General features: G+C 36.3%; 3 protein-coding genes. All 3 read right to left on the bottom strand.

The genetic code is table 11. The annotated features are described in order from the left end of the window. Positions 1 to 109 precede the first annotated feature (109 nt). Positions 110 to 856 (bottom strand): TSUP family transporter, encoded by a 747-nt coding sequence (locus V7659_RS19780; protein WP_335541620.1) that lies wholly within the window; start codon positions 854 to 856, stop codon positions 110 to 112. A 186-nt stretch (positions 857 to 1,042) separates the two neighbouring features. After that, positions 1,043 to 2,287, bottom strand: coding sequence for an NO-inducible flavohemoprotein (hmpA, locus tag V7659_RS19775; protein ID WP_335541618.1), 1,245 nt, complete (start codon positions 2,285 to 2,287; stop codon positions 1,043 to 1,045). Between the two features lie 217 nt (positions 2,288 to 2,504). Beyond that, positions 2,505 to 3,988: molecular chaperone HtpG (gene htpG, locus V7659_RS19770; protein ID WP_335541617.1), on the bottom strand; the 1,484-nt coding region annotated here is incomplete at its 5' end.

Raw genomic sequence — 3,988 nt, 5'->3', positions numbered from 1 at the left:
GCTTATTATCAAATGTAGATTATGGGTATTAAAAAAAAATCAAGAAATTTTGTTTACCAGCTTAAAAAGATTTATCCTAATCTCCTATTCTAACTGTTTTTATTCTCTGCTATTGAAAATAATCATACGTATTTTTCGCTAACAATAAAAAGGTAACGACGATAAACAAGGCACGGACATAGCCGCTGCCGCGTTTAATTGCAAATCTCGAACCTACAATTGCCCCAGCCACTTGTGCCAGTNNATTTACTTGTCCTAAAAAAATGAACATCAACAATGCAGAGACATTACTTCCAAAGTTCAAAAACTTGGCATTCCCTGCGGCCTTTAAAAAATTAAAACCCATCATTAAAAAGGCAAAGATTAAAAATGAACCTGTTCCAGGACCTATAAAACCATCATAGAATCCGATTGCAAAAATGATCAACATAAAAATGATCTGATGGTGGATGGCGAATTTTTTGTCCGTTGAAATACTTCCCCAATCCTTCTTAAAAATCGTATAAATTGCAACTACTGCGAGCATGATTAGCATCAATGGCTTTAACAATTCGGGATTCATTAAATGAACTGTCCATGCACCTATCATCGAACCAATAAACGTGAGAGGAAACAATTTATAGACCGATTTTAAATTAAGCTCTCCCGAACGATAAAACATAACTGTGCTAGTTAAGGATCCAATTGTCCCAGCTAGTTTATTCGTTGCCACGGCAGCCGCTGGCGTCAGACCTGTAAATAACAATGCCGGCAAGGCAATCAGACCTCCGCCGCCAACCACGGAATCGATAAATGCGGCTAAAAAGCCAAAAACAACTAAAATAAGTAATAACGATGGATCTAAATCAAATAACATCTAATCAGCCTTTCTTGTTGTCACAACTACTAGAAAAATATTGATAACCTATTTTTTGTCCCCCATTATTTTAAGCAGATAATTCACTTTATGTAAAGCCTATTAAGTTATATCGGATAAATCATTCTAAATCAAAAACTCCCTTCTTAATTAAGAAGGGAGTCGTGAATATGTTCAATTTTTATTTTAGATGTGAGCGTCTAATCTGCCAAAGGAACCAAAAAATTCATAGTGAATTTGTTTCTCTGGTATCCCCCATTGCTTTAATGATTTATTAACCACTTTCATGAATGGCTCAGGTCCACAAAAATAAAAATCAGCATCCTTGGCAGGCACCACTTGTTGAATCAAATCGAGAGTAATATACCCTTCCTTATCAAAGCTTTTCATTTCCCTATCTACTTCTGTTGGCTTTTCATAAATAACAAATGATTTTACGTTTTTATGCTCTGCTGCTAAATCGTTTACGTGTGTTTTAAATGCATGAAGATTACTATTTATAGCTGCATGGATAAAATAAATTTCACGGTCTGGTTTTTCTTTCACTGTCGTGTTTAACATACACATCATTGGCGTAAGTCCGACCCCTCCACTAATTAATATTAATGGACGTGTTGATTCCATATCTAAATAAAAGTCACCAGCAGGAGCAGTGATTGGAATAATATCTCCTTCGTTTACCTGGTTATGAAGATAGGATGATACCACTCCAGCCGGTATGTCGCCTTTCGGATCTTCCCGCTTTACACTGATCCGGTAATAGTCTAAACCTGGGCTATCAGACAAACTATACTGCCTTAGATGGATATATTTTTCATTAGGACTCTCCATTTTTACCGTTATGTATTGCCCTGGGATAAACGTGGAAATTTGATTTCCATCCTTTGGCTTTAAATAAAAGGAGGTAATCACATCGCTCTCTTTCACTTTTTTCTCGACAGTGAATTCACGAAATCCTGCCCATCCTCCTGGCATCGCTTCGGTTGTTTGATACATTTTGTTTTCCATTCGGATAAACACATCAGAGATGACATCATAGGCATCTGCCCATGCGTCCAAAATTTCATTGGTAGCAGCATCCCCAAGAACTTCCTTTATGGCTCCCAAGAGATTTTCTCCTACGATTGGGTAATGCTCAGGCTTAATTTGTAAGCTCCGGTGTTTCTCTCCAATGCGCTCTAGTACTGGCATGATTTTACTAAAATCTTCAATATTAGCAGCAGCGCCATAAACGGCATCGGCTAATGCTTTCGGTTGATGACCCGTTATCTGGTGTGTTTGGTTAAAAATGTTCAGAAGTTCTGGATGCTCTTTAAACATTCGCTTGTAAAATTGCTTTGTAATAGCCTCACCATGCTCTTTGACTATGGGTAAAGTTGACTTAATGATCTCAAGTTTTTTTGGATCAAGTGCTTTTACTACTTTTAACACTTCTTGCCAGCTATTCTTTTTTTTGTTACTGGCATATTTTCAGACCCCTTTCTGCATTACAATAATAAGCTTGTCCACGTACCTAATCACTATGAAGGTAATATCTGTAACGGGAAGATAATCATTGCAATACCACTAGTTTACCTTCTATTATAAGTGGTACAAAAAACCGACTTCACAATAAAGTGAAGTCGGCATTAGAGAGTAATTAAATGGATTACACCATTATTTTACAAATATCATTTGTAAATTCTACTGGGTCACTGATTGGTAATCCTTCAATTAAAAGTGCTTGGTTGTATAATAACTTGGTGTACAAGTCCAATTTACTTTTATCATTATCGAAAGCCTCTTTTAAGGATTGGAAGACCTCATGGTTTTTATTGATTTCTAACACTTTGTCGGCTTTGATATTTTGATTATCAGGCATAGCTGCAAGAATTTTTTCCATTTCAATTGAAATGTCCCCTTCCGTTGCCAGGCAGACTGGGTGCGACTTCAATCTTTTTGAAATCCTTACATCCTTCACTTTATCAGCTAAAATATTTTTCATATAGTCAAAGAGTTCTTTATTTTCGGTCTCATTGGCTTCGGAAGCATCCTTGCTATCTTCCCCTTCAATTCCTAGGTCACCGCTTGAGATCGATTTGAATTCTTTCTCTTTGTAGTTCATCAACATTTTGATCGCGAATTCATCGATATCTTCAGTGAAGTAAAGAATTTCGTAGCCTTTTTCCGACACGAATTCTGCCTGTGGTAATTTCTCAATACGATCAATCGATTCACCGGAAGCGTAATAAATATATTTTTGATCTTCAGGCATTCTTGAAACATATTCATCCAAAGTAACAAGTTTCTTCTCTTTAGATGAGTAAAACATAATCAGATCTTGTAATAATTCTTTATTAGCACCAAAGTCACTGTACACTCCGTACTTTAATTGACGACCGAAAGATTGATAAAATTCTTCGTATTTTTCTCTTTCTTTTCTTTGCAGGCTTAGTAATTCGCTCTTGATATTCTTATTAATATTTTTAGCAATCAGCTTCAATTGGCGGTCATGCTGGAGCATTTCCCTTGAAATGTTAAGCGATAAATCCTCGGAATCAACCATCCCTTTGACGAAGCTAAAATGGTCTGGAAGCAGGTCTGCACATTTATCCATGATAAGAACGCCATTAGAATAGAGTTCTAAGCCCTTTTCAAACTCTTTCGAATAGAAGTCGAACGGAGTTTTTTCTGGGATATAAAGAATCGCATTATAACGTATTGACCCTTCTACGCTGATATGAATATGCTTGATCGGTTTATCAAATCCATAGCGTTTTTCTGCATAGAAGTTTTCATAATCCTCATCGGTAAGTTCGCTTTTATTCTTTTTCCAAATCGGAACCATACTATTGATGATTTGTTCTTCTTGGTAATCTTCGTATTCGGACTCGCTGCCATCCTTAAGTTTTCTGCTGGTAACATCCATTTTAATTGGATAACGGATGAAATCAGAGTATTTCTTAATAATTGATTTTAAGCGATATTCCTGTAAATACTCATCGTAATTCTCATCTTCTGTATTTTCTTTAATCTTTAAAATAATCTCTGTACCGACTGAATCTTTTTCAACGGGCTCAATTGTATACCCATCAGCACCTGTGGATTCCCATTTATAGGCCTCATCACTGCCCAAAGCTTTACTAATTACCG

It is taken from the genome of Neobacillus drentensis, assembly GCF_036966985.1.
GTDB classification, from domain to species: domain Bacteria; phylum Bacillota; class Bacilli; order Bacillales; family Cytobacillaceae; genus Neobacillus; species Neobacillus drentensis_E.
The sequence above is the reverse complement of the archived record's forward strand: the minus strand, read 5'-3'. Positions and strand labels throughout refer to the sequence as shown.